The 26972-nt window shown below is 62.3% G+C and carries 22 protein-coding genes and 1 pseudogene; 8 read left to right on the plus strand and 15 right to left on the minus strand.

Translation table 11 applies throughout. The features are described from left to right. Positions 1-87: 87 nt before the first annotated feature. The 6 genes from AC0L20_RS28140 to AC0L20_RS28165 all read right to left on the minus strand — a co-directional run bounded on the left by AC0L20_RS28140 (position 88) and on the right by AC0L20_RS28165 (position 7505). A complete protein-coding gene (locus AC0L20_RS28140) occupies positions 88-1284 on the minus strand; it encodes a glycosyltransferase family 4 protein (protein ID WP_473293957.1) in 1197 nt (398 codons plus the stop codon). Beyond that, entirely contained in the window at positions 1277-2209 is a 933-nt protein-coding gene (locus AC0L20_RS28145) for an NAD-dependent epimerase/dehydratase family protein (RefSeq protein WP_473293958.1), read from the minus strand. Before AC0L20_RS28145 ends, AC0L20_RS28140 begins: the two co-directional genes overlap by 8 nt. Positions 2210-2286: 77 nt before the next feature. Next, complete coding sequence (locus AC0L20_RS28150) at positions 2287-2907, minus strand: acyltransferase (protein ID WP_473293959.1); 621 nt, start codon at positions 2905-2907, stop codon at positions 2287-2289. A 110-nt stretch (positions 2908-3017) separates the two neighbouring features. Beyond that, a complete protein-coding gene (locus AC0L20_RS28155; RefSeq protein ID WP_473293960.1) occupies positions 3018-4106 on the minus strand; it encodes a glycosyltransferase family protein in 1089 nt (362 codons plus the stop codon). A gap of 3 nt (positions 4107-4109) precedes the next feature. After that, positions 4110-5948 (minus strand): asparagine synthase (glutamine-hydrolyzing), encoded by a 1839-nt coding sequence (gene asnB, locus AC0L20_RS28160; RefSeq protein ID WP_473293961.1) that lies wholly within the window; start codon positions 5946-5948, stop codon positions 4110-4112. A gap of 3 nt (positions 5949-5951) precedes the next feature. Then, a complete protein-coding gene (locus AC0L20_RS28165; RefSeq protein WP_473293962.1) occupies positions 5952-7505 on the minus strand; it encodes a lipopolysaccharide biosynthesis protein in 1554 nt (517 codons plus the stop codon). A gap of 261 nt (positions 7506-7766) precedes the next feature. Between AC0L20_RS28165 and AC0L20_RS28170 the strand changes: the two genes are divergently transcribed. Together AC0L20_RS28170 and AC0L20_RS28175 are read left to right on the plus strand one after the other, a co-directional pair. After that, positions 7767-8093 carry a hypothetical protein gene (locus tag AC0L20_RS28170; RefSeq protein ID WP_473293963.1) on the plus strand — a complete coding sequence of 109 codons (327 nt, stop codon included), beginning with the start codon at positions 7767-7769 and terminating at the stop codon, positions 8091-8093. A gap of 135 nt (positions 8094-8228) precedes the next feature. Then, positions 8229-9422, plus strand: a complete 1194-nt coding sequence (locus tag AC0L20_RS28175; RefSeq protein ID WP_027566732.1) for a CaiB/BaiF CoA transferase family protein — start codon at positions 8229-8231, stop codon at positions 9420-9422. A gap of 85 nt (positions 9423-9507) precedes the next feature. Here AC0L20_RS28175 and AC0L20_RS28180 read toward each other — a convergent pair whose 3' ends face one another. From AC0L20_RS28180 to AC0L20_RS28200, 5 genes are all read right to left on the minus strand, one after another. Next, positions 9508-11025: a tripartite tricarboxylate transporter permease gene (locus AC0L20_RS28180; RefSeq protein WP_473293964.1), complete on the minus strand. Its 1518-nt coding sequence runs from the start codon at positions 11023-11025 to the stop codon at positions 9508-9510. 11 nt (positions 11026-11036) lie between these two features. Continuing rightward, on the minus strand, positions 11037-11579 hold the full coding sequence (locus tag AC0L20_RS28185) for a tripartite tricarboxylate transporter TctB family protein (protein ID WP_473293965.1): 543 nt from the start codon (positions 11577-11579) through the stop codon (positions 11037-11039). Between the two features lie 219 nt (positions 11580-11798). Then, the gene (locus AC0L20_RS28190; RefSeq protein ID WP_473293966.1) at positions 11799-12785 is read right to left on the minus strand and encodes a tripartite tricarboxylate transporter substrate binding protein; all 987 of its coding nucleotides are present in this window, start codon (positions 12783-12785) and stop codon (positions 11799-11801) included. 138 nt (positions 12786-12923) lie between these two features. Further along, on the minus strand, positions 12924-13721 hold the full coding sequence (locus AC0L20_RS28195) for an enoyl-CoA hydratase/isomerase family protein (protein ID WP_473293967.1): 798 nt from the start codon (positions 13719-13721) through the stop codon (positions 12924-12926). A gap of 44 nt (positions 13722-13765) precedes the next feature. Next, a complete protein-coding gene (locus tag AC0L20_RS28200; protein WP_473293968.1) occupies positions 13766-14965 on the minus strand; it encodes a pyridoxal-phosphate-dependent aminotransferase family protein in 1200 nt (399 codons plus the stop codon). 230 nt (positions 14966-15195) lie between these two features. Here AC0L20_RS28200 and AC0L20_RS28205 point away from each other — a divergent pair, with 230 nt between their 5' ends. The 3 genes from AC0L20_RS28205 (at position 15196) to AC0L20_RS28215 (ending at position 19537) form a co-directional block, all read left to right on the plus strand. Then, on the plus strand, positions 15196-18207 hold the full coding sequence (locus AC0L20_RS28205) for an FAD-binding and (Fe-S)-binding domain-containing protein (RefSeq protein ID WP_473293969.1): 3012 nt from the start codon (positions 15196-15198) through the stop codon (positions 18205-18207). Continuing rightward, a complete protein-coding gene (locus AC0L20_RS28210) occupies positions 18200-18628 on the plus strand; it encodes a GlcG/HbpS family heme-binding protein (RefSeq protein WP_473293970.1) in 429 nt (142 codons plus the stop codon). Before AC0L20_RS28205 ends, AC0L20_RS28210 begins: the two co-directional genes overlap by 8 nt. A 642-nt stretch (positions 18629-19270) precedes the next feature. Beyond that, positions 19271-19537, plus strand: coding sequence for a hypothetical protein (locus AC0L20_RS28215; protein WP_473293971.1), 267 nt, complete (start codon positions 19271-19273; stop codon positions 19535-19537). Between the two features lie 231 nt (positions 19538-19768). Here the strand turns inward: AC0L20_RS28215 and AC0L20_RS28220 are convergent, their stop codons facing one another. The 3 genes from AC0L20_RS28220 to AC0L20_RS28230 all read right to left on the minus strand — a co-directional run bounded on the left by AC0L20_RS28220 (position 19769) and on the right by AC0L20_RS28230 (position 20562). Further along, on the minus strand, positions 19769-19975 hold the full coding sequence (locus AC0L20_RS28220) for a DUF7662 domain-containing protein (protein WP_473293982.1): 207 nt from the start codon (positions 19973-19975) through the stop codon (positions 19769-19771). 193 nt (positions 19976-20168) lie between these two features. Continuing rightward, entirely contained in the window at positions 20169-20345 is a 177-nt protein-coding gene (locus AC0L20_RS28225) for a hypothetical protein (RefSeq protein WP_473293972.1), read from the minus strand. A gap of 55 nt (positions 20346-20400) precedes the next feature. Further along, positions 20401-20562, minus strand: coding sequence for a hypothetical protein (locus AC0L20_RS28230; RefSeq protein WP_473293973.1), 162 nt, complete (start codon positions 20560-20562; stop codon positions 20401-20403). Positions 20563-20776: 214 nt separating this feature from the next. Between AC0L20_RS28230 and AC0L20_RS28235 the strand changes: the two are divergent. Further along, positions 20777-21125: pseudogene (locus tag AC0L20_RS28235) on the plus strand (hypothetical protein). Between the two features lie 1568 nt (positions 21126-22693). Here the strand turns inward: AC0L20_RS28235 and AC0L20_RS28240 are convergent. Continuing rightward, positions 22694-22870, minus strand: a complete 177-nt coding sequence (locus tag AC0L20_RS28240) for a hypothetical protein (protein ID WP_473293974.1) — start codon at positions 22868-22870, stop codon at positions 22694-22696. 18 nt (positions 22871-22888) lie between these two features. Between AC0L20_RS28240 and AC0L20_RS28245 the strand changes: the two genes are divergently transcribed. Together AC0L20_RS28245 and AC0L20_RS28250 are read left to right on the plus strand one after the other, a co-directional pair. Then, complete coding sequence (locus tag AC0L20_RS28245; protein ID WP_473293975.1) at positions 22889-23416, plus strand: hypothetical protein; 528 nt, start codon at positions 22889-22891, stop codon at positions 23414-23416. Positions 23417-24636: 1220 nt separating this feature from the next. Next, positions 24637-25215, plus strand: a complete 579-nt coding sequence (locus AC0L20_RS28250) for a DUF2939 domain-containing protein (RefSeq protein WP_473293977.1) — start codon at positions 24637-24639, stop codon at positions 25213-25215. The last annotated feature ends 1757 nt before the right edge of the window (positions 25216-26972 follow it).

The raw sequence follows: 26972 nt of genomic DNA on the forward strand, positions 1-26972 counted from the left end.
TACGCATTTCCCGGTGAACCCGAACCTGTTTCTATCCGAACAACACGACAAATCAAGGCAGAAGAGGGTCCTTTTGGCCGGCTGAGACTAGCTCGTTCCTGCGCCGCGGGCCACTTCGGTGGCGAGGTGGACGAAATCCGCGACGAACGCACGAACCCGATCATCGAGATCCGGCTGCAACTGGCGAACGACTGCGTCCGGCGCGCTCTCTGCGGCATCCCGGATGTGATCGGCCAGCGCTTGGACATCGTCAACGCCGAAATATCGCGCTTTACCACCGGTCTGCTCGCGATGAACATCGAGGCCAGACAGAAGCATCGGGACACCGAATGACTTTGCTTCTTCGACCGTCGTACTCCACCCTTCGCAGCGCGACGGATTGATGAGGGCCGTCGACGCGCGCAGGAGGGCGTAGACGTGATCCAGCGGGATCATTCCAAGATGCTTGAAGTTCATCTCGAGACCGCGCGACCTGACCTCACTCATGGTCCGCTCGAAAAGTCCGGATTCACGGAAGTCCTGCGTACTGCCGGATGCCGCGACGACGACGTCCAGCCCCCGACATTTCAGCAGATCAAGCGCATCGACCACGATCTGATGATTTTTGTGCCGCCAGAACTGGTTTGGCAGATAAAAATAGCGTGACGGAAGACCATAATGCGCAATCACTTGGGATGGCTGCGTGGCGAGCAGACTGGCGGGCGGCGCGGTCGCAAACCGGACGACCGAGACGCCGTTTGAATTGCCGGGATAGAACTTCTTGAGATCGCGCAGCGCCGTGGCGCTGCTCAACATGATGTGCCGGCCCGATGCGATCTGAACCCGAAAGCCGAGATCGCGCCGCCAATACGCACTTCTAGAGAACAGATGCGGGAGTAGTCGATGCTGGAAATCCGGGAACCATGCGACTGCCGGAAATGGCAGGCGCCAGCCAAAGAAACGCGCGGATTCGAACACCATGTCGATCTTGCTGGCCGTGAACGCGGCGACGGCAGGTGCGTCCAAACCAAAGACGATCGCGCGGGCGAGGTCCGTCGCGCGGGCAAGACCGGTCGCGGCGTGATCGAACACCGGCGAGCGCACGACCTCAACGCCGGGAATGCCGGCCAGCACCGCGATCTCCTCGGGATCGTCCGCCGTTCCGGCAAATAGCACCGGGACCACCGTCCCCGGAGAATGCCGGTTGAGCACCTCGAACAGGTTGCGTTGATAGTTGTAGCCGCCCGCCCATAGTCGACGTGGGATATTGGTGAAAGCAATCCGCAGCGGCGCGCGCTCAGGCACGAGCCTGGCCCCTGAACCATTCGACGTAGTCGGCCAGACCGCGCTCCAGCGGGATACGCCAATCGAAATTCATATCGAGCACGCGCCCATTGTCCGCCAGCAAGCTCGTCGGGTCCCCTGGCCGCCCGACTCCGGAAAAGCGCACGACCGTTTTGCTGTCCCAATGCCTGATCAGTTCGTCGGCAATATCGGCCACGCTCACGCCGCGCCCCGAACCACCATTGATCACCCAAAAATCGTCGCGCCACTCCGCCTCCGCGACGCGCGCCAGCAAGCGAACGACGTCGCGAACGTCGGTCCAATCCCTTATCTCGGTTCCCGTCCCTCCGAGATTCAGCGCTTCCACCTCGCTCCGCAGCCGAGAGCAGATATCCCAGAGCAGTTGCTTGCGAAGGTGGGGACCGTAGACTGAGAACAGTCGCACGACCATGCAGTGAATGCCGAAGCTCTGGACGTAGCTTTGGCACAGCTGCTCCATCACCAGCTTGTGGTGTCCGTAGGGCGACATCGGCAGAAGCGCCGCGCTCTCGGGGATCGGACCCGTGTGATCGGCGCCGTAGACCGCGGCGCTCGACACCACGATCAGCCGGCTGCTGGGCGCAAAACTTCGGAGCCATTCGAGCAGCCGCGCCGTGCTCGTCACGGTCCGCGAAAAATCCTCGAACGGGCGCGCGATCGACAGCCCGACCGACGATCCGCCGGCCAGATGGAAGACTCGCGACGGCAGCCCGTGCGAGGCCGCGAGCGCGCTCAGATTGGCCGCGTCAACTTCGCCATTGATCCAGGTCTGCAAACCGAGGGTCTGTGCCTGGGCCGGATCGAGCGCACCGTGACCGACGCCATGGACCGCATGCCCGGCGCTCGCCAACTCGCGAACGAGATGACGTCCGATGAACCCATTTGCACCCGTGACCCAGATGGACATCGAACTTTCTTATGCTCAACTAGCCGCATTCCGATCGCAAGCCGGATCGGTAGCAATCTGACGCCTCACTGATTGCCTCATCGCTCATCCGAAGACAACTCCCTGACGAGGGTTGCGGGATTTCCAGCAACAATCGCGTAGGCCGGAACGTCCTTGGTGACGACCGCTCCCGCCGCTACGATGCCGCCCTCGCCAATCGTCACGCCGCGCATGACCATCGCGCCGGCCCCGATCCAAGCGTCATCACCTATTTTGATCGGACGATCATCAAGAAATACCTTTCTGGGGTGGCCCGTCGAAAAAATCTGCCTAGCCTGCTCGTGCCGCTCGGCGGCTTTGATCGGATGCGAGAGATTGTCGAATATATTCACGGCGTGCGAGATCAGGACCCGGTTGCCGATTTGGATTGACGCTCCCGACCAAATCCGCGTCCCTACGCCCACGTAACACCATTCTCCAATTGAAATCCGGCCGCCGTGACCGAGGACCATCAATTCACCCCTGATATGCGAATAGCGTCCGATAACGATCTGATCGCTATCGCCAAGCGCGTTTCGGATCCTTGCGCAGTGAGCCAGAAAAGCACGCTCTTGCAGGCGGCAGGTGGCACGCCCGATGAGCCGCTGGGCGAGAAAATGGAGATTAATCCCGTCTATGAATCTTGCGCCGTGGCGCGCAAGGCCGCCGAGCCTGGACATCAACGTTTCCTCCTATACGGCGCCGACACGTGCGCGCGAAACTGCACAGAATCGCCCCAAAAATACCCTCGATCTCCAATGGACGACGTTCGGCATGATGCGTCAAATGGCTAAAGACTCGCTACGATAGCTTGAAAAAGGCTCCACTGACGTGCCTTGGTATGGATCTCATCAACCCGAATTCGCCCGTTCATTGCCATTCGCCGCACAGCGCTCCAGTCAGAGATAGCTCGCTCGATCTGTTCAAGGCAATTTTTCTCATCGCGATAGGCCAGCATCGTATCTTCAGCGACCATTCCCTCGGGATAGTTGCCAGCGTCTGAAACCAGCAGCGCACCACACCCCATCGCCTCGAAGCAACGCATGTTTCCCCGGTCCTGACCTGCCATGTCGATCGCGCCATTGAGGACGATTTTGGATCGTCCGATCAACTCGTAGAGCTCTCTCCCAAAGACCGGCGGTTTGGCGATTGCCGCAACTACCCTCGGGCGCCGATATTTCTGTAGCGGCAGCAAGTAGCCGATCGAGCTCTCCGCGAGCCTGGTCAACCGCGACGCGTCGAGACAATAGACGATGTTGCGGCTTCCGGCGAGGGCAGCAACCTTTTCGAGCGTTCTTGCACGCGCCGAATGATGCCGCGAGTAGCCGCCAACAAACAGCACGTCGATGGGGCGCTCATCCTGCACGTACTCGCTCATTACAGGATCAATCGCGGGAGAAAACCATTCCGCCCGGCACCCCTTGTCGCGCCAGGAATCCAGAATTGACGGGAAATTTCCGAGCACAGCTCCGTAGGCAGTCAAGTCAGCGTTGCCCGACGGCGCCGCGCGCCAACATAATGTCTTCCTCACACAGCCGGGCAGCCTGCGAACGAAAGAACTCGGAAATGCGACTGGATCGAGGTTGTAGAGCACTTCGGTTCGGTGATGCTCGATCTGTGCGAGCAGAATGTCTTCCGGCGTAGCTCCCCGGCGGACGCCATGCTCGCATGCCCAGCGGCCTTGCAGACGACCATCGTTGGCGCAGGTCAGGAACGCACTCGCATCGCCTGCGAGCACAGGTTGTAGAAGGTGAAGTGCGCCGAAACGATCATCCAGAAACGTGTTACGCCGTTCCTGAAAACTTAGGCCCTCCGGTGCAAGGCGATCCAAGCGCGCGAGGTAGGACGGAGTGAGACCGCAGTTCTGAAAAACCCGCATATTCTAGACGTACCCTGCCAGAGTCCACTTCATATTAAGATAGGGCCAGATCCGCCCGACCGACTCCCAATCCCAGGACTTCGACGCCGTCAAACGGCTGACCGCCGCGCGCAGACCCGCTTCATCCACCAGTTCCGCGAACGCCGGGACGTTCCTGTCCAGCAGGTCAGCCGTCCAGCCGGCCAGCGGCCCGTTCAACCATTCCGGCATTGGCGAATTGAAGCCGACCTTGCGGCGCGCGGTGCGAATGGACTCCGGCATCAAATTGGCCATCGCCCGCCGGGCAACAGCTTTAGTATAGCCGTCTGCCGACTTGCTGCTGTCGGGAAGCGCCATCGTATAAGTCACCAGCCGCCAGTCCATGAACGGCATGCGGACCTCGACGCCGTGCGCCATCGAAAGCCGGTCGAAGTTGCGCAGGATGGTCGGCAGCACCGTGCTGTGAAACATCCGATAGAGGCGTTTGTTCAAGCCACCCCATTCACGCGGCAGCACATCGTCCTCCGCTATCAGCGGGAGCGGGGCAGGAAGTTTGCGCAGGCCACCGCGCAGAAAATACACGCCCTTCCGCTTGAGGGCCAACGCACGCAGGACATCCACACAGCGCCGGGCCAGTTTCGAACGCGACGCGAGGTCCTCAGCCGCGTTCCGTATTCGGAATGCGCCCACTCGTCCTTCCTGCAAATAGGCGCCCATCAGCTCGTCGGCCCCGTGGCCGTCGAGTGACACCGTCACGCTGTTTCGCGTCAACTGCCGATAGAGCAACCAAACGGCGCTGGGCAACGCGATGTAGACGTCGTCGAGATCGTCGAGAATCTGACCGATATCCGTCAGCGCATCGGCCTGTCCGATTTCGAGAAAAATAGGCGCGACATTGGCCCAGGCGGCGGCCTCCTCGGCCATCGGCCTCTCATCATTCGAGGCGCCGGGGAACGTCGCAACAAAGGCGTGACGCCATGCCGTGCTGTCGCGCGGCCCCATGCCTTCCTTCTCGTGCGCGGCCATGGCGCAAATCACGGCCGACGAATCGAAGCCACCAGACAGGCACGTTCCGATCGGGACATCGCTGCGCATGCGCAGGGCCACGGCATCCTGGAAAAGCTCGCGAAAGCGCGCGACACGCTCGGCTTCGGTGGCCGGCACCGGGGGCAGATGATCCACGGTTCGCCACCAACGCTTGACACTGACCTTGCCCTGGCGAAGCCACAGGCAGTGGCCGCCCTGCAGGCGGCGAACCTGGCGAAACAGGGTCCGCTCGCTCCCTTCGATCCCGAACGCATCGAGCAGCAGCCGGCGTGCAACCTCCATGTCAACGGAAGTATCGATCAGTCCGCTCCGCACCAGCGCCCGCTGCTCGGAGGCGAAGATGAATCGTTCCGGCGACGCGGCATAGAGCAGCGGCTTGATACCGAAGCGGTCGCGCGCAAGGAAAAGCTCGCGAGTGCTGGTGTCGAAGACCGCCAAGGCCCACATGCCGTTGAAGCGGGGCAGCATGTCTTCCCGCCAGGCCTGCCAGGCGGCCAGGATCACTTCGGTATCGGATTGGCTGCGGAACACCGCGCCCTGCGCCTCGAGCTCGCGGCGAAGCTCGAGGAAGTTGTAGATCTCGCCGTTGAACACGATCACATGGCGGCCGTCCGCGGACAGCATGGGCTGATAGCCGCCCTCGCCGGGATCGATGATCGCCAGGCGGCGGTGGCCGAATGCAAGGCTTCGGTCCGCACTGAACCAGGTCCCCTCGCCAAACGGACCGCGATGCGCGATCAGGCTGGTCAGCCGCGAGATGTCGGCCGGTTCGACCGCATTGCCACCCAGGTTTACGATGCCTGCGATTCCGCACATGTCCTAGACAGCCTTGAGGGGCAAGAAGCGACCGACGATCGAACGAATATCCTGCCGGCAAGCCCTTCGATACGGACCCAATTGCGACGCCGCAACGGCGATTGCGAAAATGATCGCGGCCGTCACCGATGAAACAGCTCCCACCGACCACCACGACGGCGCGGGCTGGAATGGCGCGCGGTCGAGACCATATCGCACCGCCAGCGCCGTCGCGATCCCGATGCCAAGCGGCATCAGCACGCAATGCACGATGCGCGACCACATGCCGGCGACGTCAAAACTACGGCGCACTAAGAAGACAATCGTCGCCATCTGCGCAACCATTCCGGCGCATGCGCTCCAGCCTGCGGCCTGCCATCCGAAGCGTGGCAACGCGATGGCGCTGGTCACGAGTGTGACGACACCCGTGATCAAGGCGATGAGCGCGTTGGAGCGCGACCGCCCGTGCGCCAGCAAGTAAAAGCCGAAGACGTTCGCGCTCGATCCGAGGATCCCGGCAATCGACAGGACGACGAGAACCTGTGCAGCCTCGCCCGCGACCTCGGCGCCGGTCCAAACATGCAGCAGCGGACCGGCCACGGGGATCAACCCGCCGAGCGCGCTTGCGGCCAGGACGTTGAGAATCCACGACGATCGGAACAGCAGATCGACCTTGCGGTCCTCGCTCTCCCCTTGCAGCGTGCTGAAGAAGGGAAACAGGATCTCGCCAACCTTCAGGATACCGATATAGGTCGCCTCCTGCAGGCGCTGCGCAACGCCGTAGAAACCGACGAACTGCGGTTGCAGCAGCGCGCCAAGCAGATATCGATCAGCCTGGCCCGCAAGCAGCGCACCACCCTGTGCGGCGACCTGCCATCCGCCCAACCGAACCAGCCTGCCAAGCGCCTCGCGATGCAATGCTGGAGGCGCCAGCCACTGACGCATTTGGCCGCGACACCAAGCCATCGCCAGCAACAGGCCGATCGCCAACCCCAGCGCCTGGCAACCCAGGAATGTCGATGCGTAGGGCGCGGCGGGGATCAGGAGGAGCATCGAAAGAGTCGAGACCACGGTGCTGACGATGCCGATCGAGGCGATCCGGCGATAGTCTTGCCGCGCGGTGAACAACGAAATGAAGACGGCCGATAGACATTGGCATAACCACCCGATACCGGCCAACACAAACGCCAGCGCGAGATCCTCGGCGGCCGGACCGGCCAGATGAAATCCGAGACGCGCGAGCGGAGCCCCGGCCACCAAAAGGAAAATGGCGATCGGCCCGCCCGCGCCGACCGCGAGCATGACTGCGGTCGCGAACAAGCGTCGCGCGTCGTCGCGGTCGGATGGCTCCAGTCGCTGTGCAAGCTCGCGCGACGTCGATAGTCCGAGCGCGTTGCTGAACACCAATGCTGGCGCAATGCATGCAGTGACAAGACCCGCGACACCGAATGCCGGGAGGCCGAGATGGGTGATCACGAAAGGCAGGATGGCCAGGTTCAGCACCACGGCTACCACGAAGGCCATCGCATTCCACGCGGAATTCCCCAGTAGATCAGGCGGTGTTTTTCTCAACGTCATGCCCGTCACCCGGCCATCATCCGCCACGTCTTCACTACCGCGCCGATCAGGGTTTTCCGTATTGGGAAACCGGGCTAGCAGCCAGTACGCAGAATGTCGATAGCCGCCGCGGGTCCGCTCAACGATCCCTAGATAGTCCCTGCAGTTCTAAAAAAGCCCCGCAAACGCGCTGGACAAGGCTGTGTTAGCCATGAAATCCCGTAGTCATACGGTCGGGACAAGGACGTCGGTTCCGGCCAGCTGCCGTGTACGAGTGAAATCATGAAAATTCGTTCTCTCTCGGCCGGCCTGCTCGGCGTCCTGTTGGCGCTCGCCGGGCCGGGCGATCTACCCTTCGGAGGACTGCCTGTCATGGTCGGCAAAGCCAATGCGGATGAGAGCGGCAAGGAAAGCGCCAGGCAAGGCGGCACAGCGGGGCGCGCGCCCTCCGTTCCAATGGCCCGCGACCCCTCGGCTGCAGTCGCGGAGGAGTACGAATCCGCCCGGCGCACGGGAACGCGGGAGGCGTTCGAGCTGTTCATTGCGCGCCACGGCGATGACCCGCTGGCCGCGCAGGCGCGCACTGAGCTGAAGCGGCTGGCGCGCTGATCCTTCGCGGGCGACCCTCAGGCATTGCATTGTCAACAGGTGGCATCCGCGCGGCCCTGACCTGCCGCGTGATGTCTTGCTGCATGGTCTTTCGGCACTATGGTAGGCCCGCAATCTATCCCGGAGCCCATCAAGATGCCCTTTCCGCATGCCTCGGAAGCCCTGTCACGCTTCACCGTGCTCGATCTGACCCGCGTCCGGTCCGGGCCCACCTGCGTGCGGCAGCTCGCGGATTGGGGCGCGAACGTGATCAAGATCGACGCGCTCACCGAGGATGCCGGCGGCGAACAGCCGGGCGGGCCGCGGCGGGGCTCCGACTTCCAGAACTTGCATCGCAACAAGCGGGCGATGACGCTGAACCTGAAGGACGAGCGCGGGCTCGCCGTGTTCAAGCGCCTCGCTGCCAAGGCCGACGTTGTGGTGGAGAACTTCCGCCCCGACGTGAAGAAGAAGCTCGGCATCGACTATGAGGGCCTCGCCAGGATCAACCCGCGCCTCGTCTACGGCAGCATCTCCGGCTTCGGCCAGGACGGGCCCTACCACAAGCGGCCGGGCTTCGATCAGATCGCGCAAGGCATGGGCGGACTGATGTCGATCACCGGCGCGCCGGGCGAAGGCCCGATGCGGGTAGGCATTCCGGTCGCCGACCTCACCGCCGGTCTGTTCTGTGCCATGGGCATTCTCACCGCACTGCTGGAGCGCGAGGTTTCGGGCAAGGGCCAGTGGGTGCAGACCTCGCTGCTGCAGGCCCAGATCTTCATGCTCGACTTCCAGGCCGCACGCTGGCTGATGGAAAAGGAAGTGGCCAAGCAGGCCGGCAACAACCACCCGACCAGCATACCGACCGGCGTGTTCAAGACCTCGGACGGCTACATCAACATCGCCACCACGGGCGGCCGCATCTGGGAGCGCTGCGCGCAGGCGATCGGCGCGCCGGAGCTCTACAGCCACCCCGACTATCTGACCGCGCCCGCCCGCTCCAAGAACCGCGACGCGCTCAATGCCGAGATCGAGAAGCGTACCTTAACGAAGTCCACCGAGACGTGGGTCCGTGAACTCAACGAGGCCGGCGTGCCCTGCGGGCCGATCTACGCCATCGACCAGATGTTCGAAGACGAGCAGGTCAGGCATCTCGGCATCGCGCAGGAGGTGCCGAATGAAGAGGGTCGCGAGATCCGCCTGGTCGGCCAGCCGGTGACGCTGTCGCGCACGCCGAGCAGGATGGTGGCGCGGCCGCCGGAATTCGGCGAGCAGACCGACGAAGTGCTGACGGAGTTCGGCTTCGGCACGGACGAGATTGCCAAGCTCAGGGACGCCAAAGTGGTGTAGGCCCACTCAACAACCAGCAACACTCACGCTGCGGCCTGTCAGCATGATACCTTCGCTGGGAACCTGGGGAGATAGATTCGCCCGCCTAGTTCGGCGTCTGCTTCGCCCGCCGCGCCGAGCCCATGCGGCCCAGCAAACCGTCGATCACCGGCCAGAACAGCAGCACGAGCGCCAAGGTCGTGATCGAGCCGACCAGGCCGTTCGACCAGAACACCTTGAGGTCGCCGCCGGCACCGATCATCGACAGACGGAAGGCATCCTCGGCGCGGTTGCCCAGCACGAGCGCGAGGGTGAACGGCGCAAGCGGAATGCCGATCTTCTTGAAGACGTAGCCGACGACGCCGAAGCCGAGCATCAGCCAGATATCGAACATCGCGTTCTGGATCGCAAAGGCGCCGATCGCGCAGGACACCACGATCATCGGCGCCACCGCGGCGAACGGCACGCGCAGGATCGAGGCGAAGATCGGCACCGTCGTCAGCACCAGCACGAGGCCGACGACGTTGCCGAGATACATCGATGCAATCAGGCCCCAGACGAAATCCTTGTGTTCGACGAACAGCAGCGGTCCCGGATTGAGCCCCCACACCATCAACCCGCCGAGCAGGATCGCCGCGGTGCCGGAGCCGGGAATGCCGAGCGCCAACATCGGCAGCAGCGCCGCGGTGCCGGAGGCATGCGCCGCCGTCTCCGGCGCGAATACGCCCTCGATGCGTCCCTTGCCGAAGCTCTCGGGATCCTTGGAGAAACGTTTTGCGAGATTGTAGCCCATGAAAGAGGCTGCGATCGCGCCGCCGGGCGTGATGCCGAGCCAGCAGCCGATGAAGGAGGAGCGCAGCAGCGTCACCCAGTATTTCGGCAGGTCCTTCCACACACTCAGCACCACGCGCAACGAAATGCTCGCCGCGTGTCCGCGCAACGCGAGGCGCTCCTCCATCGTCAGCAGGATCTCGCTGATGCCGAACAGGCCGATGACGGCGACGAGGAAGTTGATGCCGCGGAGCAGCTCGGACGAGCCGAAGGTCATGCGCAGATTGCCTGACACCGTGTCCATGCCGATGCCCGCGAGCAACAGCCCCAGCGACATCGAGATGACGGTCTTGTGCTTGGCCTCGCGCCCCAGACCGACGAAGGAGCAGAAGGTCAAAAGATACACCGCGAAGAACTCCGGCGGGCCGAACTTCAGCGCAAACGACGAGATCATCGGCGCGAGGAAGGTGATCAGCAGCACCGCGACCAGCGAGCCGATGAAAGAGGACGTGAACGCCGCCGTCAGCGCCTCCGCCGCCCTGCCCTGCTGCGCCATCGGATAGCCGTCGAAGGTGGTCGCGACCGACCAGGCCTCACCCGGGATGTTGAACAGGATCGAGGTGATCGCGCCGCCGAACAGCGCGCCCCAATAGATGCAGGACAGCATCACGATCGCCGAGGTCGGATCCATCGTGAAGGTGAGCGGCAGCAGGATCGCGACGCCGTTGGGTCCGCCGAGTCCGGGCAAGACGCCGACGAAGATGCCGAGCACCAGCCCGACCATCATCAGCACGAGCGTCTTCCACGTCAGCAAGACCGCAAAGCCGTGAAGCAAGAGACCTAGAGCTTCCATCGTCGCCCGCCTTAGTGGCCGAAGGCCGCTTCGAGCGGCCCTTTCGGCATGATGACGTCGAAGGCGATGTCGAAGGTCACGAACATGATCGCCGTGAATACGAAAGCGGTGAGCAGCGACTTCCACAGCGCGATCTTGCCGACGAGGCGCATGAAGCCCGCGATCAGCAGGAAGCTCGCGACATAGAGGCCGAGAAACTGCGTCGCCAGGCAGAACAGCAGCGTCGGCCCGAACACCGCCATGACGCGGCGGGCTTGCGCACGCGTGACGAAGGTCTCAGCTGCTGCGCGGTGCGCGACCAGCGCCACGATCAGGCCGTAGAGGCTGGCACCACCGAGAACGATGGAGAGATAGAACGGGAAATAGCCGGGCTCCGGTCCGGTCGAATCCCAGGAGGCGCCGGTGCGCCAATTGTCGTAGCCGAGCGTCGCGGCCAGCGCGAGCAGCAGGAGGCAGACGAATATCTCGATCGTGCCGGAGGAGACGACGGAAGGCGAATCGTCTTCGGGCGCGGTCGGATCGTCGACGACGATTTCAAGATCGGTCTGGGGCATGAGCTGACAACAATCGCTACGGCTGATCCCCTCTCCCCGCTTGCGGAGAGAGGGTGAGGGTGAGGGGAAGTCACGGCGGGGACAGTGAGAGTTGGACTCGCGGAGAGTCCCCCTCACCCGGATTGCATCTTCGATGCAATGTAGCCGAAGCTTCGCGTCGGCGTCCCTTAAGAACGGCCGCCTAGGCGGCCCCCGCAAGCGGGGCGAGGTGAAGACCGGCTACTTCGCGACGAATCCGGCTTCCGTCATCAGCGACTTGTTGACTGCATCGTCCTCCTCGAGGAATTGCACCATGTCCTTGCCGGTGAGGAAGATCGGCTTCAGCGCCTGCTTTTCCATGTAGTCCTTGTATTCGGACGTCTGCGTCACCTTATGGAACAGCTCGACGTAGAACGCCTGCTGTTCCGCGGTGACCTTGCCGGGCAGGAACATCGCGCGCAGCATCAGATACTGCACGTCGACGCCCTCCTCCTTGCAGGTCGGGATGTCGGCCCAGGACTGCGTCTCAGTCACCTTGCTGGTGTAGGAGATTCGTTCCTTGTCGAACACGCAGAGCGGACGCACCTGGCCCGCGCGCCAGACCTCGAGATTTTCGGATGGATTGTTGACGTTGGATTCGGTGTGGTTGCCGACGAGCTGGGTCGCGGCCTCGCCGCCGGACTTGTAGGGCAGATAGGAGAATTTCGCGCCGGTCTTCTGCTCGAGGAACACGGTCAGCACGTGATCCTCGCGCTTGGAGCCGGTGCCGCCCATCTTGAACGGCGCGCTCGCCGCCTTCGCGGCTGCCACGAACTCCTTCACCGTCTTGGGACCCGCGCTGTTGTCCCACAGCACGAACTGGTCGAGCGCGATCACCGAAACCGGGGTCAGCTCGCGCCAGTTGAACGGGATCTTCGCCGACAGCGGCAGCATGTAGATGAGCGAATAGGCGATCAGCACCTTGTTGGGGTCGCCCTCGCTGGATTTCATGTACATCAGCGCTTCGGCGCCGGAAGCCCCGCCCTTGAGCGAGACCACGATCGGCTGCTTCATCAGATTGTTCTTCTGGATCGCGGCCTGCATCATCCGCGCCATCTGGTCGGAGGCGCCGCCCGCGCCCGCCGCGACCACGATCTCGACCGGCTTGGCCGGCTCCCATCCCGCAAAGGCTGGCGCGCTCAACGATAGCGCCGCTGCAACGCCAACAGCTTTCACTAGAATTCGCACGAGTTTCGTCCCCTGGATTATTGGCTTTGTTTGCAAGGAATTTATAGACGCATTGTGCGGATTAATGCGGGTGAGTTCAAGCACGCGGGCATGCCGCTGCCTATGACTTTCGGCTGACGAAGCTAAGCCGCAGATGCGCTACTTGCCCTTCCAGTTCGGCGTGCGCTTGTTGAGGAAGGCGTCCATTCCCTCGCGGAAATCTTCGCTCATATAGGCCTTGAGGATCAGATCCTCGCCCTCTTCGCGCGACAGCGTGCGGCGGATGCGGCGCACCGCCTCCTTGGTCGCTTCAAGCGTGAGCGGGGCGTGGCTTGCCACGAGCCTGGCGGTCTCGTCGGCGCGGCGCTGCAGCGTCTCGACATCAGGGACGATTTCGTTGAGGAGGCCGAGCGCCAGTGCTTCCGGCGCCTCGACGAGGCGCGCCTTGAAGATCATATCCTTGGTGCGGGCGGGGCCGACCAGCGAGACGACGCGGCTGATGTTCGACATCGACAGGCAGTTGCCGAGCGTGCGCGCGATCGGAAACCCGATACGCGTCGTTTCAGTCCCGATGCGGAGGTCGCAGCACGCCGCAATTCCGGCGCCGCCGCCGGTGCAGGCCCCCGCGATCGCCGCGATCACGGGCACGCGGCACTGCTCCAGCGTGCCGAGCACGCGGTCGATGCGGGCCTCATAGTCGAGCGAATCCTGCGCGGTTTTGAACGCACGAAACTGAGAAATGTCGGTGCCGGAGGCAAACGCCTTGTCGCCGGCGCCGGTCAGGATCAGCGCCTTGATCGAGCGGTCGGCGTTGATCTCCTGGCAGATCTCCGCCATGCGCTCGTACATGGCGAAGGTCAGTGCGTTGCGCGCCTGCGGGCGGTTGAAGGTGATCCGCGCGATGCCGTCCGTGACGGAGTAGAGCAGGTCTTCGTTGGTGGTCGTCGGTGCGTTCATCGCGCGCTCTCTTTTCTCTAGGTTAGTTCAGGCAACCTGGGCCTTCAGGCAACCTGAGCTTTGGTCATCGGCACCGCGTCGCGTCCCTTCAGGACGTCCATGGCCGCCAACACGCCGCCGCTCCGGTGCGGGATCTTTGCAAGATCGAGGCCCATCTCGACGCCGGCGAGCGTCCCCATCAGCATCAGGTCGTTGAAATGGCCGATATGGCCGATGCGGAACACCTTGCCCTTGACCTTGTTCAGGCCAGTGCCGAGCGACATGTCGAAGTTTTCCAGCACCACCTTGCGGAAGGCATCGGCGTCATGGCCATCAGGCACGCGCACGCCTGTCAGCGCCGGCGAATGGGCGGCAGGATCGGCGCACTGCGTCTCCAGGCCCCAGACCTTGATCGCGGCGCGCGTCGCCGCGCTGTGGCGCTTGTGGCGGGTCCAGACGTTCTCGAGCCCCTCCTCTTCCAGCATCTTGATCGCCTCGCGCAGGCCGTAGAGCAAATTGGTGGCCGGCGTATAGGGGAAGGTGCCGAGCTTGTTGAAGCCGATGACCTCCTGCCAGTCCCAATAGGAGCGCATGCCGGGGTTGGCCTTGGCCACCGCGAGCGCCTTCTCCGAGACGGCGTTGAAGCCGAGGCCCGGCGGCAGCATCAGGCCCTTCTGCGAGCCGGCGACCGAGACGTCGATGCCCCAGGCATCGTGCTCGTACTCGATCGAGCCGAGGCCGGAGATGGTGTCGACCATCAGCAGCGCGGGATGCTTGACCCGGTCGAGCAGCTTGCGCACCTCCAGCGGCGGCGTCACGCAGCCGGTCGAAGTCTCGTTGTGGACGACGCAGACCGCCTTGATGGTGTGCTGCTTGTCGGCGGCAAGGCGCTTCTCGATCTCGGCGAGATCGGCGCCATGGCGCCAGTCGCTCGGGATGAAATCGACGTCGAGCTTGAACTTGTCGGCGATGCCGCGCCACAGCACGGCGAACTGGCCGGTCTCGCACATCAGCACCTTGTCACCGGGCGCGAGCACGTTGACCATCGCGGCTTCCCAGGCGCCGGTGCCGGACGAGGGGAAGATGATCACGGGCTGCTTGGTGCGGAACACCCGCTGCATGCCGGCGAGGACGGCGAAACCGAGCTCGGCGAACTCCGGACCGCGATGATCCAGCGTCGGCATGTCCATCGCCCGCAGCACCCGGTCGGGCACGTTGGTCGGTCCTGGAATCTGGAGAAAATGCCTTCCAGTATGCACGGTCATCGGCGTCCTTCCCGGTCTTTGAGTCTGTCTTTTGCGTCTGTCTTGGCCTTGAGCCCAGCTTGATTCCAGCCTTTTGGCCTCAAGGGGCTGCGCGAGCCGCTCGAATATCACTATTCGCCGGGCTTGTCCCTCGCCGGGCGGGGTCCGTCAATGCACAAGAAGCAGGGCTCGCCTTGCCAAGGGCCCTGACCGGAGGCAAGACGGGGGCGGCGAACAGGCAAGAGCGGACCATGGCGGCGGAAGTGCCCGGGAAATCACAGGAATCGGCCAAAAAGGACGGCCTTGCGGCACGTCTGGCCCGGGAAATGACCGGCGACGTCCTGTTCGACGCTTTCAGCCGCGGCCGCTACGCCACCGATGCTTCCTTCTACCAGATCATGCCCCATGGCGTGGTGGTGCCGCGCACCATGGACGGGGCCTTGCGGGCGCTGGCGATCGCGCGCGACGAGGGACTGAAGGTGACCCCGCGCGGCGGCGGCACCTCGCAATGCGGCCAGACCGTCAATGACGGTCTCGTGGTCGATCTCTCGAAGCACCTGAACCGGATCCTGTCGCTCGACGTCGAAGGACGCACCTGCGTGGTCGAGCCGGGCATCGTGCTCGACGACCTCAACCGCCAGCTGAAGAAACACGGCCTCTGGTTTCCGGTCGACGTCTCCACGGCCTCGCGCGCCACCATCGGCGGCATGGCCGGCAACAATTCCTGCGGCGGCCGCAGCTTGCGCTACGGCACCATGCGCGACAACACGCTGTCCATGGAGGCCGCGCTTGCCGACGGCACGCTGAGCCGCTTCGGCGAGGTGTCGCGCGATCTCTCCGATCTCGATGCGAACGACAGCGCCCGCGCCCTGTTCCGCGACATGCTCGATCTCGGCGCCCGCGAGGCCGGGGAGATCGCCGCGCGCTTTCCAAAAGTGCAGCGCCGTGTCGGCGGCTACAATCTCGATGCGCTGGTGCCGCGCAACGCCCGCAACAACATGGCCCACCTTCTCGTCGGCTCCGAGGGGACGCTTGCTTTCACCACCAAGGTCGAGCTGAAGCTGTGGCCTGTGATCCGCAACAAGGCCCTCGGCATCTGCCATTTTGGCAGTTTTTACGAGGCCATGGACGCGGCCCAGCATCTGGTCAAGCTGAAGCCGATCGCGGTCGAACTGGTCGACCGCACCATGCTCGCACTCGGCCGCGATATCGCGATGTTCCGGCCGATCATCTCCACCGCGATCAAGGGCGATCCGGATGCGGTGCTCGTGGTCGAGTTCGCCGAGGAGGATCAGGCGAACAATCTCGTGCGCCTGAAGCAGCTCGGCGAGCTGATGGGCGATATCGGCTTCGGCTGGAACAACGACAAGCGAAAATGGGGCGGCGTGGTGGAAATCACCGAGCCCGCGCTCCAGAGCGGGATCGCCGATTTCCGCGCCGCCGGCCTCAACGTCATGATGTCGATGAAGCAGGAGGGTAAGCCGGTCTCCTTCGTCGAGGATTGCGCCGTGCCGCTGCCGCATCTCGCCGACTACACCGCGCGGCTGAGCGAGGTGTTTGCCAAGCACGGCACCAGCGGCACGATGTATGCTCACGCCTCCGAAGGCTGCCTGCATGTGCGGCCCGTGCTGAATTTGAAGCTGGAGAAAGATGTCAAGGCGATGCGGGCCATCGCCGAGGAAGCCTTCGAACTGGTGCGCGAATACAAGGGCTCGCATTCCGGCGAGCACGGCGATGGCCTGGTGCGCTCCGAATTCCACGAAACGATGTTCGGCGAGCGCCTGGTCGCCGACTTCCGGGAGGTGAAGCAGCGCTTTGATCCCGAGGGCGTGCTCAACCCCGGCAAGATCGTCGACGCCCCGAAGATGGACGATCGTTCGCTATTCCGCTTCAAGCCTGAGTATCGCGTCGCTGAGCTCAAGACAAAACTCGACTGGTCCGCTTATCCCGGGGCCGGCGGCGGCTTTCAGGGCGCGGTCGAGATGTGCAACAACAACGGCGCCTGCCGCAAGCTCGAGGGCGGCGTGATGTGCCCGTCCTACCGCGCGACGCGCAACGAGAAGGACGTGACGCGAGGCCGCGCCAACACGCTACGCCTCGCGATCTCCGGCCAGCTTGGCGCGGGCGCACTTTCCTCCGACGAGATGATGGAGACGCTAAAGCTCTGCGTGTCCTGCAAGGCCTGCCGCCACGAATGCCCAACCGGCGTCGACATGGCCAAGATGAAGATCGAGGTGCTCGCCGCGCGCACGGCCTCGCACGGCTTGACCTTGCGCGACCGGCTGGTCGGCTTCCTCCCGCGCTATGCCGGCCTCGCGTCGCGCTTTGCGCCGCTGGCGAATTTGCGCAACCGCAGCCCGCTTTTGCGAAAGCTGTTCGAGCGCTTTGCCGGCATCAGCGCGCGCCGCGCGCTGCCCGCCTTCCGCAGCGACGTGTTTGCACCGCCGGCCGAAGCAGTCGGGCCGGAAACCGGCCGCGAGGTCGTGCTGTTCGCCGACACCTTCAACCGCATCTATGAGCGCGAAAACCTCGAGGCCGCGCTGCGTGTGCTCGCGGCCGGCGGCTATCGGGTACATGTGCCGAAACCCGCAAGCGGCGGCCGTCCGCTGTGCTGCGGTCGCACCTTCCTGTCAGCAGGCCTCGTCGACGAAGCCCGATCTGAGCTCGATCGTCTGGTCGCTGTGTTCGCGCCCTTTGCCGCGCGCGGCGTCCCGATCGTCGGCCTCGAGCCAAGCTGCCTTTTGACCTTACGCGACGAGCTCGCCTCGCTGCGCAAGGACGATGAGGCCAAGGCCGTCGGCGCCCACGCGCTCACCTTCGAGGAATTCCTGGTGCGCGAGGCCGAGGCCGGCCGGCTGCAACTGCCGCTCGGCACCGTCGCCGACAAAGCCCTGGTGCACGGCCATTGCCATCAAAAATCGTTTGGCGCCTTCAAGCCGGTCGAGCAGGTGCTGCGCCTCATCCCCGGCCTGAAAGTCGAGACCATCGAGTCGAGCTGCTGCGGCATGGCCGGCGCGTTCGGTTATGGCGCGGACACCTACGATGCCTCGATCGAGATGGCGGAGCTGTCGCTGCTACCCACCGTGCGGCGCGCGGACCAAGATACACTCGTCGTGGCCGACGGCACCTCCTGCCGGCATCAGATCCACGACGGCGCCCAGCGCGAGGCGCTTCACGTCGCGCGCGTGCTGGCGATGAGCCTCGATCGTGCGAAGACCCAATCCACAACTACTCCCCTTGCAAAGGAAACCAATCATGGCTGATCTCCCCCTCGACACCGCCCGCAAGATCCTCGACGCGGCCTTCGCGAAATCCGCGGAGCTGAAGCTGAAGCCGCTGGTCGTCACCATCCTGGACGCCCGCGGGGTGCTCAAGATCGCCGCGGCGCAGGACGGCACCAGCCTGATGCGCGCCGAGATCGCGCACGGCAAGGCCTATGGCGCGCTCGCATTGGGCATGGGCTCGCGCGCCCTGTTCCAGCGCGCGCAGGAGCAGGCCTATTTCATCGACGCCGTGAACACGATCGCAAAAGGCGCGCTGGTGCCGGTCCCCGGCGGCGTGCTGATCATGGACGGCCCGACGCTGCTCGGCGCCGTCGGCGTCTCCGGCGACACCTCCGACAATGACGAGGCGTGCGCGGTGGCGGGCATCCAGGCCGCGGGGTTGAAGCCCAACGCGGGGTAGTGATCGTCCACGCACCCAGGGCTCCTGCGCTTGACAAGACGTTATGGAGTGCGCCGCGTAGGATCGCTTGGCGAGGGTTCGAGTTCCTAGATCGCTACGTGGTTCAACCCACTACTGTGGAGGCGCTGTTCTCTTACCGGAGGGTGGCTTAACTCCCGACCTCGTGCCTTGATAGCCTGCCAGAAGCCCCGGTTCTTACTCGGTCCACGCACGCCGACGCGCCGACGTAAGATTCACGATTCCGACGGAGCCGCTGATTAAGAGGCGAATTGTAAATAGCGAGCGAACCTGCGACCCCTGCGTCCCGAACGCAGTGAACACCTTCTAAGTTGTTGATTTTTCTAAAGGCGGCGACCGCTTCCGCCATGTTTTGTTCACGGCCGTTTGACCCATTTCATTGCGATTTCATTGCGGCGTTCTTTTCTTGATTTCGCTTCTTGAGCGCTGGCGTGGCAGGCCGAAATTGATCAGTGCTTGCAGCGCAATCCGACACTTTGGTTGCTCAGAAGACCGACCGGTTGAGACGAAAGTGTCAGGACGACCGCTATACGGCCAGCGGCTCGCCAAATGGGTCGAGTGGCTCTGTCTCGAGGACCGCGTCCCCTCGCCAGCCCCTCTGGCGCCTCTCCATAAATTATTGCCATGACCGACTTCACCATGCGCCGCACCGTAATCGGCGGCCAAACCGCACCCGACAACCACGAAGTGATCTGGGACGAGATCTCGATCGGGCGGATCCCCCGCGGCGTCGACGGCTGGTCGTGGACCGACGTCCTACCGAACGTCCCCCAGCGCAGCAGCACCGCGGCGGCGCCGGCCGTGGCACCGCACCCGCTGGCAGCTGCGACACGATCCGCGCGCTTAACTTGCGTGAAGAAGGCACCCATCCCACGCGCGTCGTATACATGAGAAGGTTGGGGATCGAATCAATGCTGAAGCGAGTGGCCAGAGCCGCGCAGCATCCACGCTGCGAGAACTGCGACGTCCCGACAATCCTGAGAACCTTCGTTCTCGACACCCAGTCCGGTCGCGAAGTCGGGGTGTACCAATGCCTAACTGCGCCAAGCTGCACTGGAAAGACTGACGCAGATCAGGACGAAGCGCGCGACCCTAATCAGCTGGTGAGGTGAGGCGCTGAGATCAGCTCGGCTTCGCTCCACGTTCGAATTCGACCGTCAGATTTTTTAGCGAGACCTTCACGGTGAAGCCAGCATCGAGGCAAGCGCGTGGTTGGCTGTGAGCCGCGCGGACGTTCTCGTTGCTCCACCACGAGGTGAACTTTCGAGCCGACGCCGGGAGCTTGCGTCCTAGGACTTCCTCTATTTCGGCGAACGTTAGCCGAACGATCGGTCCACGCTCATTCGACGGCCGAACATCAGTGGGTGGTAAATGGACTTTCTAGGGTTCATGGCCTCAACACCGCAAATGTAAAGCCTTTACAATAGAACATCCGAGCGGCGCTGCACTGATCGCAGACCGCTTGGACTTCGCAATAGCGGCAGTCCCAGCGGTTGAGAAGACGCCCGCCATTAAGGAGATCTTACTCGTTCTCGGCTTGCGAAACTGCGCGTTCCAGTTCGGCTGCCAGGATCGTGTAGTGCGCGACGACCCTCTCGAAAGCTTCGCGCTTGATGACGGACTTTGCGGCGTCTCTCAACTGCTCGCACTTCACGATCTGCTCGCGCAGTGTCGCAAGATGTTCGAGCATGTCTTTCATCACGCGTTCCCCAATGGGAACACGCTAACGGCAAACTCGGAACTGCAATCGGGCCTCAGTGCTCCGTCCGGCCGAGCTTTTGACGCGACTGCGCCTGCTGCTTCTCAAGCTGCTCCTCGACGAACATCAGGACAAGGCGTCGCGCGTCCTTGTCTGCGATCTTCTGGAAGGCTGTGATCAGGCGCAGCATCTGCAGATCTTCAACTGCTTGGGACACGGCAAACACCTCATCGGAAAAACGGAGCGCTAAAATGCGCTAAAGTATGCCGCCGTTAGTCCCGGAAAGGAACACGGAACTTGGTCGACAGTTAAACCTCCGCTGGCTCGCCGCCCGAGCTGGCGGAGCGGCCCCCGGCCACCCTCAAGAGCCCCCCTGAAGCCGGGGCCGTATCTCCCATTGTATGAAGTAAGCGTAGCGTTCCTGGCCCTAGATCGTGCCGGCCGATCGTCTCGATCGGGACATCTAGCTTGTCCTTGGAAGACTTCGGCGCGCGCGCCGGCTGCACATCGCGCGAGACGGACGAAGCGGAGACCGACCTCGAGACCGTGCTGCAAGGCCTCCTCTCCGGCCAGTACGCCTATCAGGTCCGGATCGTCTGCTTCAGCGCGATAGAGGGATGGTCGCGCGACGCCACCTCCGACGTCGCCGACGCGCTGCCCCAGCGCACGGTCGACAACGACGGGGAAGTCTCCCCCGCCCTCGAGGGTTTCATGAGCGCCAACGCGAGCAGGGCATCCGAGCTGTCAGGCTGTTTATTGTTGGAGCGCATGCCGATCTAGCGAAACGCCGCATCCGCATTTCGCAGCGTGTTCGTGTTGCGAGCGCTTGGACCTAAAGAGCGTCACATTCCCGGATGAGCTCGCGTGTACCGCTGCCGAACCTCCAACATCTCGCGCCACTCCGTTGCGCCTTAAGAGCGTATGGCGTCAATCGCGTGGGCGATCAGGATTGCAACGCTGACCGCGATGATGATGACTAGCAGCCAGGTGATCACGTTCGTCTCCATCCACGCCATGGAGTGAACGCGCTCAATCGCGCACAGTCAAAAACAACCCGCCGAAAAGCTTAACCTCGGCGCTGGCTGAGGATTCAAGGCAACTCTTGCGTCCGGATTCGGTCCTATCGGCGGAATGCAAGTAGGAGAAGAATACCAACAACGCACGCTGCGAGCGAGAGTAAGAGAATACCCACGGCGCCCCGATTCGTTAGGGTTCGATGTAAAACTTATACTATGCAGGAGCGACCCCAAGCACCCCGGGTGCCTCGTTGTCGTCGCTTATCTCTGAAGAGAATGGCTCGTCAGCGTGAACCGGGTCCGGCGATCAGCCACATACCTCTGGCGCGACATTGCTGAGACCATTGGTCAGATCGAGGGGCCATCCTCCCTCTATTGAACGATGTCGCGGGCCGGCTCGTGCCAAACTTGTTGACCCGAGTATAGGCACTTGAGCAGGCCGGGCGCTCGCAACTGCGGAGCCCGCCAGGGGCCTTTCGAGGAGCCGATAAACCTAAGGGGCGAGGAATACGGCCCCTTGTGGAGGTCTGAACTTGATGCTCACCAGGAAAGATAGAATGTCCCGAAAAGGATTAGAGCAATCACAACTATCGACCACGCAACAGGGCCGTTGAAGTTCCGCATGGTCCCGCCTTCCAATTTGGCTGCCGCTTGTCGACAATTGCGGGCCACCTCGAGCAACCCCGCCCGCTCACATTGCATCGTGGCAAGCTCGGCTTGAGCGAGACATATCCGCTCTAGCCGGCGAAGCTCTTTCAGGTCTCGATCCATGCGCCCGCCCACATCAGTAGTAGGTCAAGGGAAGTCAACACAATCTAAGCGTACATTTGTCCACCCTTCCTTATCAAATGCGAATGTTGCCACTTGTTCCCAAAACTTGAGGGCCCCGCTAGCGTGAACAACCGGCCCCAAAGTTCGCCGGGACGTCCAACGGACACACCGGCAGCGTGCAGCCACGCTCTAATGTTCAGGAGTGGACGGAGCAAAATCTGCCGTCAGCCACGCACTGCCCACTCTCAGCCCGATACACCACGCATTGAACCTCAGCCAAGTTCGGGAGTTTTACGGAATCCAGGCCTCCACTGACCCTATAAAGTTCAAGAGAGCCGGTTGAGATCAAGAAATGGATCGTCGTTCGTTTATCGGCGGGGTACTTGCAGCGGTAAGCGCGTCGTCGCCCGCGTTTGCGAGTAACTCGATAACGGGAGGTGGCTTCGTTGGTGGAAAGGGAGACGGAAATATCATAGTTGGCGACGAATCCACCGCGCGCGATGCTAACTCACGAGCTGCACAGTAATGGGACGAGGAGCCGCATCGCGAACGAAAGCGGTGTCATGCTCTATCATCGGAGATGGAGCCGGAATCGACGGTGATTTCTATCTCTGCGAACTCCGCGGTCAATACGCGGCTCATTCCGCTAAACTGCAAGATGTCGTCGCTGACGGATACTCGACGCTCGAATTCGCCGACCTCAGCCGAGGAAGTTTCAGCGGCGTTTACTCGGGTCATTCATGCTCCGGTCATAACATGGCTGGATCGGGTTTCAGCGCTTTGGCCGGATCGATTGCGAAGCATGTAGTGGCCAGGGGCGACAACGCCGGCGGTTACGCGGAGGGTGAATATCTTACCATGATCGGTGACGGCGTAACGACGGCGCGCGTGCCGGGACCGGAGATCGCCGTGTCCGAGATCCTGACAGGAGAGCCCGACACTCCTTGGATCTGCTCGAACCACAGACTGGGCAGCAAAGGCCAGCGCGTCAATCTTTTCCTCTACGGTGATGTCATGCCCAACACTCCGCATGGCGCTTTCACCCATGGCGAAATGCGGCCCTTCACAGTGTTGGACGAGAACCTAATTCAATACACCGGGAATAAATACAAGGCCATCACGCCAGGCGAGAACCTCAGGGTCGCCATCAATACCAACCGGCCGAAACGATCGATTGCCATCGGCGCGGGATCTCTAATTTCAGCGGACAATCAAATCGTAATCAACGGTCAGGACGTCACCCGCTTGATGACAATGAACGAGGCGCTAAAATCGCTTCGCTGATCTTCCTGTCGTGGCGACGTAGCGGCGAGCAGTTGTCAATTCACATAGCGCTTCTATGCCAGTCACCCTGCCCGTACGGGCACGGAAGCACGGCCGAGTTGGGGGAGCGGCTGGGGCCGTTAGGAATGAACCTGCGTCTACTCCGGATAATTGCAAACCTGTTCACTGTCGCTTCCGCAGCACTTGCGCTCTACTGCGCCGCCACGGGACTTCGAGCTCGAGATCAATTGGAGTTCTTTCTCCAAGGATCTCAATGCCATTAAACCATTCGCCGTGACCGCAACCATTTTTGCCCTACTGTCCGGGCTGCTTCATTGGCGGTCAACTTGACCGACCAGGAATGATATCGTCATTCGGCCACTGACCCATCATTCGGTGGCCAATGGTTGCACATCGCGGGGCTCACTGCTCGAAGGCGTGAGCCGACTTGTTTACAGCCTGGGGATAACGGACGTTAAGTCAGCCGCACTGTATTTTCCGAATCGTCCCCTTGTGCTCGCTCTCGCTCTTCGATGATTTGTTTTGCGGAGTAAGCGTGAGCCAGTTCTTATCCGTACTGTTGCTGCAACGGCTTTGACGCTGACAGTGTGTGTCGTCGCAGCTTGGCGCGTCTCCGAGGAAAAGGTTATGGACGTGACTTGGGCACGGACCAATGCGTTAATTCCATTACCTGTCGGCGATGCCCAGTGGCCAAAATTACTCCAAAGATAATCGTAAGCGACCGCTCGGTCACTCTTTCAAGCAGAGCCCAACCGTTGGGGACGTCCCGCACCTTGAGCCGTCCGCGGCACCGCCATTCGGGCAGAACACGGGCACCAGCGCTTCGCTGCTGTCGCAATTGACCGCGCCGTCGGCCTGAACCGCACGGATGTTGACCGTCGCCGGATCACGCTTGTCTCCCTCTTCGCCTTTCGGATTGTGCGGCCCTTGAGGCCCCTGCGTGCCGGCGGGGCCTTGTGGTCCAGGCACTCGTTGGATGTCGTGGGCTTCCCTGCGGGCCGGCTGGACCTTGCGCGCCTGGATCTCCTTTAGGCCCTGGGTCTCTCCCACACGCTGCAAGTGCGAACGCGCTCATTGCGGCTACAGCGATCAGTTTGTGCATTGCCAACCTCCAACGATCAGCACGATTAAACTTCTCGGCTAACAGCCGCGTAAGAGGCGTCAGAGGCCCTTGCTGATCGCATCTTGGAACAATCCCCTTGAACCATGATTGCCGCTCCATGAGGTGGCTCATTGGCATCCTGGCGGCGTTCCTGATCTGCCTCTTCATCTACGCCGGATCAGCCTTCGTTTCGGTCTTGGGCCTGGTTTCGGCGGTGCGAAGCGGAGATGCAGCTCAGGTGATGGCCCGAACGAATCTTCCGCGCCTCCGCCATTCGGTGGTCGATCAGGTTGTGTCCGCCTATCTCGACCGAATTGGCCAAAAGCGGCCGGTGCGGCCGTTCGAACGAATGGCAGTTAACGCAGTCGGTGCGACAATCGCCGACGATCTCGCGGTCAAGCTCATGACACCGGAAAATTTGTCCGTCCTGTTGAGGAGCGGCACCGTCCGCAACGCTGCAGAAAACATTACATTTGGTACGATGTCGTCGATGGCCGAGCTCGACGTTTCGAACTTCTTTGTTTTCGCGGGACGAATAACACTGGTGAAGCCGGTCGAGTTCGCAGTGAGGCTCGCAGAAAATCAGGACGCCGGGAGCGTTAGCCTGCACTATGAAGGTGCGACCTGGAAGCTGTCGGGCATCACGTTGCCGCCAAAGGTCTTGTCCAGCATAGTGGACCGGCTACCAACGCGCTGAGACACCACCATAGGAGAGAAGCCAGCCTTTGCGCTCCGGTCAGCGTCACGCCAACAAGCTCTTTTGGCGGATTAACTGCTCGCCTCCGCCTTGAGAGCAAACTCTGGCGGCGCCTTCCTTCAGCCCAGAACGATAGTTTCAACTCTCAGGCAGGGCATGCACCTGTAGGCATAGGCGGCGGGCAGGTTTGCAATTGCCGGCAGCGATGCGAGAAACTCCATTGGACGCTGACATCTGTTGCAGATGAGGGTTGGTGCCTTGTCCGTGCCACCGCCTTGCGCCATTGCTGGTCCGCCAAAAGGTCGAGAACGGTAATTCCAATGGCCGGCGTTTACACCTCCGGACGACTACCGGGCGGCTGTATCGAAAATAGGGCCCGCCAGCGTGAGCCGCTATTGCTCCTGAATCGAGACTCAGTTTTGATTTCCATCATTGCGGCCAAATTGCTTGCGGGAGGCGATCGTGAACGGCGAAGCCGGATGCACCGTTTGTAGCCAAGCTCGACTGCTCAAATCTGTTTTCCCCGTGACCGAAGGCTACGAACTGAAGCGGTATGAATGCGCCAGCTGCGGCAGCGATCTGTGGCTAGTTACGAGAGTGTCGCAATCATCGGCGCCTAAGCAGCAAGGCGGAAGATCCCGCCGAGGTATGCGGCCTAAGGCCATCGAAGCGGCCTTAAAGGGCGCTTCTCGTGCCGCAGCTAATCAAAAACCGAAAGCCCCGCCGGCGTGACTGGTCCCCGCAGCTTTTCCATTTCTGTACGATCAGCCGCGGCGTTCCGATTGCCATTGGAGAATGAGATTTCCCGCCCACCCGCAGGGCGGCCGCGACAGGGCACCGCTATGATACCGATCGCTCAGACCTCCTCTGGCGGTGTCCATTAACTCGCCGCATGCGGACCTGCACCGGCGACACGACCCCGACCTCGCACGAAGCCATTTCCCATCCCCGCGAAATCTTGCTGAAACAGAGGGCGTCGAAAGTAGCGGAATCCAACACGGGGATGCGACATGCTAGTCCTGATGAACCTGATCTGGCGGCGCCTTGCCTACACGATGCTGACCGGTATGCGGTCCAAGCTTGTGCGCCAATGACGAGAAGGGCGGCCGCGTAAGAAAGCATTCCGTGCCGCGTCAAGGACGGTCCGCCAGCCCGCCCCGGAGCCCTCCCCTTGAGCGCCAGGATTCAAGGAGCAGCGGGCTCTGTACCATGTGTATCCGTTAGACTGGCAGCATCGAAGCCGCGACATCCACCCCCCTTCCGACGGGTGCGTATTTCAGTGTGTGACTCAGCTTTCGGTCAGATTGCCAAAAGCGGCCGCAGGACGGGAAAGACCTGAAGCCGAATACCTTCCCTAGCCGCGTCATGCCAATGGATGCTCGCCGCCACGACACTTGGATACCGGCATGCGGCTTTAGAAGGCACCTTCAGCGAAATGCGCGAGATGGGCCTACGCGAATGTCCTGGTCCAGTGCCATTGCGGCCATGCCGATCGTTGGGCCGGACCACGTTCGCTTCTCTGATGTCGAACCGCGGTTTGTGTGCGCCGGCTGCGCCAACCGAGGGGCTCAGGTCCGGCCCGTTTCAGCAGCCGCAAGCCGCAGCCTCAAGCGCTCGCTAGCCAACCCGTATTTCATCAAGGCAAGGCGCCGCCAGCTTGCGTAATGCGCGTTTACGCAGTCGCGGCCCGACGCGTCCTTGTCCGGTAAGACGCGCCGGGCCTAACCATTCCCTGCTTTCCCCGTAAGGTTTGGCTG

The sequence above is a fragment of the Bradyrhizobium sp. Kon58 genome, from assembly GCF_055807455.1.